Below are 6,643 nucleotides of genomic sequence, written 5' to 3' on the forward strand. Positions count from 1 at the left end.
TGACGTTCTTCTGACCGACGAGGGGACCTGGGGTGGGACAGAACAGCGTGCGTGGGGAGGGAACGCGGAAACGCGTTCCACGCGCCCGTGAACTGGGCTGGGACGACGACCTGCACGGCGCCGGCGAGGCGACCGGCGCGGCCGGCGGCCCGTCCGAGGAGGCGGCGGAGGACGACGCAACCGCGTCGACCCGCGCCTCGCGCCGACGCGGCGGCGGCACGGGCCCGAGCGGGCGCGCCGCCACGCGCCGGCGGGCGAAGAAGACCGGCAAGCGCAAGGTGCTGCGGTGGACGGCGATCACCCTGTCGCTGCTGATACTTGGCACGGCCGGCGCCGGATACCTGTATTACGAGCACCTGAACGGCAACATCCGCGGCGGCAGCCGCGCGGGCGGCGACAGCGGCGTCAAGAAGGCCGCGCCGAACGCCCTGGGGGACACCCCGCTGAACATCCTGCTCATCGGATCGGACAGCCGGGAAGACGAGAAGAACATCGCCCTCGGCGGCGGCCGGGACGACAAGAACCGCAAGCCGCTCGCCGACGTGCAGATGCTGCTGCACGTCTCGGCGGACCGTAAGAACGCCTCGGTCGTCTCGATCCCGCGCGACACGGTCCTCCACATCCCGGAGTGCAAGGACGAGGGCGGCAAGTCCTACCCCGCCACCGACACCCGGCCCATCAACGAGTCGCTCCAGCGCGGCGGTCCCGGCTGCACCCTCACCACCTGGGAGGACCTCACCAAGGTCTACATCGACCACTGGATCATGGTCGACTTCGCCGGTGTCGTGGCGATGGCCGACGAGGTCGGCGGTGTCCCGGTCTGTGTGAAGTCCGGCGTCAGCGACCATCCGACCAGGCTGCAGCCCGGTGGCTCCCACCTGAAGCTGCCCGAGGGAACGCACGAGGTCAAGGGCGTGCAGGCGCTCCAGTGGCTGCGCACCCGGCACGCCTTCGGCAGCGACCAGAACCGCGCCAAGGCCCAGCACATGTACATGAACGGCATGGTCGCGAAGCTCCAGCAGCAGAACGCCTGGACCGACACCGGCCGCCTGATGGGCCTGGCGGAGACGGCCACCAATGCCCTCCAGGTCTCCGACGAGATCCGTTCGGTCAAGGGGCTCTTCGACCTGTCGATGCAGCTCAAGAACGTGAAGCTGAACCGCCTCACCACGGCGAACATCCCGACGGCGGAGTGGTCGCAGGACCGCAACAAGAACGTCCTCATCAAGTCCTCGGCCGACAAGATGTTCCGGATGCTCCGCGACGACGTCGCCTTCGACAAGAACGGCGACCCGGCCGACGGCAAGTCGAAGCCGAACGCCTCGGCCAAGCCCAAGGCCACGGCCGAGGCGCCCGGTTCGCTCGGCGTGACGGTCGTCAACGGCACCGGCAGCGACACCGAGCCCGCCGCCGAGGGTCGCGCCCGCGCGATCACCGAGCTCCTCCAGGGCAAGGGCTTCGCCCAGGCCGAGTCCTCCCAGGAGGGCGGCAACCGTCCGGACACCGTGGTCACCTATCCCAAGGGGGACGGCGACCAGGGCAAGGCGAACGCCCAGTCCGTGGCCAAGGCGCTCGGGCTGCCCGACTCGGCCGTCCGGGCGGACGCGAAGGCCGAGAACCTCACGCTCGTCGTCGGCGCCGACTGGCGCGAGGGGACGGTCTACAAGAAGCCGGCCAGCGAGGCCGGTGACATCCCGGACGGCGCGCAGGTGATCCGGGGCGACCAGAAGGACTGCATGGACATCTACGACCCCTACAAGTGGGACGGCAAGAGCTGACCCCACGCGACACGTACGAAGGCCGGGCCCCTCGGAAGGGGCCCGGCCTTCGCCGTCGTGTGTGCGGAACCGTCAGACGTACTCCGCCTTCACCGCCGGGCGGCGGCTCGCGACGACCTTCTTCGCGAGGGAGCGGGGGCTGGTGAGGAAGCCGAAGCCCCAGGACATGTGCATGGTCGCGAGGGCCAGCGGGATCTGCAGGCGGGCCTTCAGGGGCAGGCCCCTGCCGGCCGGGAGGGAGCCGGCCGTGATCGCGGCGAGGTAGCCGGCGGGGATCACGAAGCCCAGCGGGGTGAGGACGGCGCCCACGACCAGGCCCGCGGCGATCGCGACGACGGCGGTCGGCGGGGCCAGGTAGCGCAGGTTGATGGAGCCCTGGTGGTAGCGGGCCACCACGTGGCGCCAGCGGCCGTAGTCCTTGTACTGCTTCGCCAGGGCCTTCACCGAGGGCCTGGGGCGGTACTGGACGCGGAGCTCCGGCGAGAACCAGATCAGGCCGCCGGCCTCGCGGATGCGGAAGTTCAGCTCCCAGTCCTGGGCGCGGATGAACTCGACGTTGTACCCGCCCTGCCGCTCAAGCGCCTCGCGGCGGAAGACGCCCAGGTAGACCGTCTCCGCCGGGCCGGCCTCGCCGCCCGTGTGGAAGGCGGCGTTGCCCACACCGATCTTCGAGGTCATCGCGGCGGCGACCGCGTCCTCCCAGACGTTCTCGCCCTCGGCGTGCATGATGCCGCCGACGTTCTGCGCGCCGGTCTCCTCCAGGAGCCGGACCGCGGTGGCGATGTAGTTCGGGGAGAGCATGCCGTGTCCGTCCACACGCACCACGATCGGGTGACGGGAGGCCTGGATCGCCGCGTTGAGCGCGGCGGGGGTGCGGCCGGTCGGGTTCGGCACCGTGACGACGCGGCGCTGTCCCGCGGCGGTCTCGCGGACGAGCTCGGCGGCGATCTCGTCCGTGCGGTCCGTGGACGGGCCGAGGGCGATCACCACCTCCATCTCGCCGTCGTACTCCTGCTCCAGGATGTGCCGGACCGAGGTGCGCAGGTGCCGTTCCTCGTTGAGGACCGGCATGATCACGGAGACGGGGGCGTGGCGTTCATCGCCCGCCACGTTACCGCGAACGGGGGACACCGGTGCGCGCCGAGCGGGTGGTGCGCCCTTGCGCTGATCGTATGGGCCTACCGTGCTCACGGTTCCCCTGTCCCACCGCGGAGGTGTCCGTCCGTGCCCACACCGCCCCGCACGCCCCGTCCCCGGCCCGCCGCCCGCCGCGCACCGGTCCGCCGGCGGCGGAGGCGCCCCCGGTGGGGGATGCGGATGGCGACGGCGCTGTCCGTGACGGTCCTCGCGGCCGGCGGGATCGGGCACGCCGTGGTGACCGGCCTCGACACCGGGATCACCCGCGTCGACCCCTTCAAGGACATGAAGAACCGGCCGCAGGCCGGGCACGGGATGAACGTCCTCGTCGTCGGGACCGACGGGCGTGACCGGATCACGCCGGAAGAGAGGAAGAAGTACCGGCTCGGGGGTGCGCCCTGTCACTGCACCGACACCGTCATGCTCGTCCACATCTCCGAGGACCGGGAGCGCGCCAGCGTCGTCAGCCTCCCCCGTGACTCGTACGCCGAGATGCCCGAGCACACCGACGTGAACAGCGGCCGGAAGCACCGGGCCCACCCGGTGAAGCTGAACGCCGCCTACGCCGAGGGCGGGCCCGGTCTCACCGTACGGACCGTCGAGTCGATGACCGGCGTCAAGATCGACCACTACCTGGAGGTCGACTTCACCAGCTTCATGCGGACCGTCGACGCGGTCGGCGGCGTCCAGATCTGTACGACGCGGCCGCTGAAGGACTCGTACACGGGGCTCGACCTCTCCCCCGGCACCCATGAGCTCGACGGCGGGCAGGCCCTGCAGTACGTGCGCTCCCGGCACATCGACGGGGCCGCCGACCTCGGCCGCATGCAGCGGCAGCAGCGGTTCCTGGCGGCGCTGATCGAGCGGCTGACGACGGGCGGGGTACTGCTCAACCCGGTGCGGTTCCGCGAGGTCGCGACGACGATGCTGAGCTCCGTACGGGCCGACGAGGAGTTCGGTACGGATCAGCTGCTCGCCCTCGCCAAGGCGATGCACGGCTTCACACCGGCCTCGTCCGAGTTCGTGTCCGTGCCGATCGGGGACATGAGCTTTCCCGTGAAGGGCATCGGGTCGACGGTGAAGTGGGACGCGGCGAAGGCGCAGAAGCTGTTCCAGGCCGTGCGGGACGACCGGCCGCTGGCCGCCACCGCCTCGAAGCTCCCGTCCTCGTCGAAGGCGCCCAGGACCGTCGTCGTGGACGTGCCGCCGCGGACGATCCGCGTCCAGGTCTACAACGGGACCCGGACCGACGGGCTCGGGCGGAAGGTGGACGACGCGCTGCGGGCCACCGGCTTCGACACGACGCGCACGCCGCAGACCGGGGCGGGGCGGGAGCGGGGGCGGACGGTGGTCGAGTACGACCCCCGGTGGGACCGGTCGGCGAAGTCGCTGGCCGCTGCCCTGCCGGGGGCGGAGCTGCGGGCGGTGGCGGGGCGGGGGCCGACGATGCGGGTGACGGTGGGCGGGGACTACAAGGGGGTTGCGGCGGTGCGGGCGGAGACGGGTGGGGCGTCGTTCGAGGCGGTCAGGGGGGACCAGGTCGTCTGCCCGTGACGGGCGTGTGGCCCGCGCCCTTGCGGGGCGGGGCCCGGCCCGCGCCCGTGTGGGCCCGCGCCCCGCGCCCGCGGCTTGCGTCAGTCCTCGTAGCCCTCGGCGGCTCGGCGTTCGCGGAGTTCCTTGATGGCCTGGCGGCGGGCCAGGCGGTGGGTGCGGCGGATCTGGGCTTCCTGGTTGCGGCGCTTGTCCTGTTCCGTCTCCGGGAGGACCGGCGGCACCCGCCGCGGCTTGCCGTCCGCGTCGACGGCCGCGAAGACGAGGTAGGCGGAGCCGACCTGCGTCGCGGGCGTGGACTCGTTCCAGCGCTCGGCCATGACCCGTACGCCGACCTCCATGGAGGACCGGCCGGTCCAGTTGACCTGGGCCTTCACGTGCAGCAGGTCTCCGACCCGTACGGGCTCGAGGAAGGCCATCTCGTCCATCGACGCCGTGACCGCCGGGCCGCCCGAGTGGCGACCGGCGACCGCGCCCGCCGCGTCGTCCACCAGCTTCATGATCACGCCGCCGTGCACCGTACCGAGGAGGTTGGTGTCGTGGCTGGTCATGATGTGGCTGAGAGTGGTGCGGGACGCGGAGATCGGCTTGCCCGGGATTCCGTCCGGGGTATCGCCCTGGTCTGTCATGTCCTCCACCTTATGCCGGTTCCCCGGGCCGTCGCCGTTCGGTCCCCTTTGCATCAGCTTGGCAACAGCAGCGGTCCGATCCTCCACCCGGGCTGTCGTCCGGAAAGGGCCTCCCGGCACACTGTTCCGTATGAATGACTGGCCCGATCAGCCCGAGGGACCCCGCCGGATGAGCCACGTGCAGCGCCCGCAGGTTCCGCAGCAGCCGCCGCGGTCCCAGCAGGGCTACGGCCAGGGGGGCCAGGGGTACGACCCGAACTTCACGCAGGCGCGGAACCAGGGGTACGACTCCGGTTACAGCTCCGGCCAGGTGTACGGCGGTCCCCAGGACCAGGGCGGCAACGGCCGGGGCGGCATTCCCCCGCAGTACGCGCCGCCCGGGCCCGGGCGGCCCGCGCCGGACTGGCGCAAGCGCATCAAGATCGGCTCGATCGTGCTCGTCGTGGCGGTGATCGGCTGGGGCGTCGGTACGTACGCCTGGGCCAGCTCGCGGATGCGCAACGAGGTCGATCTCTCCAAGGTCATCGAGCGTCCGGCGGAGGGCGACTGCACGACGTATCTGATCGTCGGCTCCGACAGCCGTGAGGGCATGACCGCCGAGGAGAAGAAGAAGCTCCACACCGGCTCCGCCGAGGGCAAGCGGACCGACTCGATGATGATCCTCGCGGCCTGCTCCAGCGGGAACACGATGGTCTCGCTGCCCCGTGACTCCTGGGTGACGATCCCGAACTTCGTCGGCTCCGAGTCGGGCAAGTCGTACCCGGCCCGCGGCGGCTCCAAGCTGAACGCGGCCTACGCGATGGACGGCCCCGAGCTGCTCGTGCGGACCGTCGAGTTCAACACCAACCTGCACATCGACCACTACGCGGAGATCGGCTTCGCCGGCTTCGCGAACATCGTGGACGCGCTCGGCGGTGTCGAGCTGAACATCGACAAGGGCTTCAAGGACAAGAAGTCCGGCGCCGACTTCCAGGCGGGCACGCAGACCCTCGACGGCGAGCAGGCCCTGGCCTTCGTCCGTACCCGGTACGCCTTCGCCCAGTCGGACCTCCAGCGGACGAAGAACCAGCAGAAGTTCCTCTCCGCCCTCGCGAACCAGGCGGCGACGCCGGGCACGATCCTCAACCCGTTCGCGCTGTACCCGACGCTGGGCGCCGGTCTGGACACGCTGATCGTGGACAAGGACATGTCGCTGTACGACCTCGGGAAGATGTTCTTCGCGATGAAGGGCATCAGCGGCGGCGACGGCAAGTCGATGAACATGCCGATCAACGGCACGGCCCCGCAGAACTCCCTGAAGTGGGACATGCCGAAGGTGAAGCAGCTCGTCGAGCAGATCAAGAACGACGAGCCGGTGACGGTGACCTCGGACCGCTGACCCGCTGACCCGCTGACCCGCTGACGGGACGAAGGGCGCTCTTCCTTTTCGGGGAGCGCCCCTTTCCGTACGCCCTTACGGGAGGTTGCGGGCCATGACGATGCGCTGGACCTGGTTGGTGCCCTCGTAGATCTGGGTGATCTTGGCGTCGCGCATCATGCGCTCGACGG

Annotated in this window: 6 protein-coding genes; 3 read left to right on the plus strand and 3 right to left on the minus strand. The window is 70.8% G+C overall.

The features are described from left to right. The first annotated feature begins 32 nt into the window (after positions 1 to 32). Entirely contained in the window at positions 33 to 1,778 is a 1,746-nt protein-coding gene (locus ACZ7HT_RS36275) for an LCP family protein (RefSeq protein WP_471173917.1), read from the plus strand. A 72-nt stretch (positions 1,779 to 1,850) separates the two neighbouring features. On the opposite strand, the gene ACZ7HT_RS36280 is transcribed toward ACZ7HT_RS36275, so the two are convergent. Continuing rightward, complete coding sequence (locus ACZ7HT_RS36280) at positions 1,851 to 2,849, minus strand: glycosyltransferase family 2 protein (RefSeq protein WP_471173931.1); 999 nt, start codon at positions 2,847 to 2,849, stop codon at positions 1,851 to 1,853. Between the two features lie 153 nt (positions 2,850 to 3,002). Here ACZ7HT_RS36280 and ACZ7HT_RS36285 point away from each other — a divergent pair, with 153 nt between their 5' ends. Further along, positions 3,003 to 4,469 (plus strand): LCP family protein, encoded by a 1,467-nt coding sequence (locus ACZ7HT_RS36285; RefSeq protein WP_471173920.1) that lies wholly within the window; start codon positions 3,003 to 3,005, stop codon positions 4,467 to 4,469. Positions 4,470 to 4,549: 80 nt separating this feature from the next. Here ACZ7HT_RS36285 and ACZ7HT_RS36290 read toward each other — a convergent pair whose 3' ends face one another. Beyond that, on the minus strand, positions 4,550 to 5,095 hold the full coding sequence (locus tag ACZ7HT_RS36290; protein WP_471173922.1) for an acyl-CoA thioesterase: 546 nt from the start codon (positions 5,093 to 5,095) through the stop codon (positions 4,550 to 4,552). A gap of 130 nt (positions 5,096 to 5,225) precedes the next feature. Between ACZ7HT_RS36290 and ACZ7HT_RS36295 the strand changes: the two genes are divergently transcribed. Beyond that, complete coding sequence (locus ACZ7HT_RS36295) at positions 5,226 to 6,473, plus strand: LCP family protein (RefSeq protein WP_471173924.1); 1,248 nt, start codon at positions 5,226 to 5,228, stop codon at positions 6,471 to 6,473. Positions 6,474 to 6,548: 75 nt separating this feature from the next. On the opposite strand, the gene ACZ7HT_RS36300 is transcribed toward ACZ7HT_RS36295, so the two are convergent. After that, the coding region (locus tag ACZ7HT_RS36300) for an acyl-CoA dehydrogenase family protein (protein WP_132919430.1) at positions 6,549 to 6,643 on the minus strand (95 nt) is incomplete at its 5' end.

This window comes from Streptomyces sp. NPDC037410 (genome assembly GCF_055602235.1).